Consider the following 803-nt stretch of genomic DNA (forward strand, 5'->3'; position numbering starts at 1 on the left):
TATGAACGACGGGCCGGCAGCCGCGCTGCTGGCCGAAGTTTTCGCATCAACCGATTTATGCCGACTCATCCGCTGCTGTTTCACGCTTCGCCCCGCCAGGTCATCGCCTGGCGCGATGGCGCGCCCGTCACCGTGCGCGGCTTCCTCGCCGACGTCGCACGCGTGGCCGCCGCGTTGCCGCCGGGCGGCCACGTGTTCAACGTCTGCCGCGACCGCTACCGCTTCACGGTGAGCCTGTGCGCGGCGCTCGTCGCCCAGCGCATCAGCCTGCTGCCTTCGAACCACACGCCGGAGACGGTCCGTCAGCTCGCGGCCTTCGCGCCCGATACCTTCTGCCTGCACGACTCACCCGACTGCGCGATCGACCTGCCGCGCTTTCAATATCCCGACACGGCCGTCGCAAATCTGACCAAAGATGACTGCTGCGACAGCACTGACGCCTTCGTCGTCCCGCAGATCGACGCCGCGCGCGTGATGGCCTACGTCTTCACCTCGGGCTCGACCGGCGCGCCGGTGCCGCATCGCAAGACCTGGGGCTGCCTCGTCGAAGGCGTGCGCGCCTCGGCGCTGAGTCTCGGCCTGACGGGCGACGATGCCGCCGCCCACACGCTGGTCGGCACGGTGCCCGCGCAGCACATGTACGGCTTCGAATCGACGGTGCTGCTCGCGCTGATCGGCGGCCTCGCCTTCAGCAGCCGCCAGCCGTTCTACGCCGCCGACATCCGCGCGGAACTCGACGCCGTGCCGCAGCCGCGCGTGCTCGTCACATCGCCGATCCATCTGCGCACGCTGCTCGCCAGCGA

1 pseudogene is annotated in these 803 nt (G+C 69.5%); it reads left to right on the forward strand.

What is annotated here, in order from left to right:
• Window positions 1–57 precede the first annotated feature (57 nt).
• Window positions 58–803, forward strand: a pseudogene (locus tag G3N97_RS39025) (AMP-binding protein); the annotation flags it as partial.

It is taken from the genome of Paraburkholderia sp. Ac-20347, assembly GCF_017104805.1.
GTDB lineage: Bacteria > Pseudomonadota > Gammaproteobacteria > Burkholderiales > Burkholderiaceae > Paraburkholderia > Paraburkholderia tropica.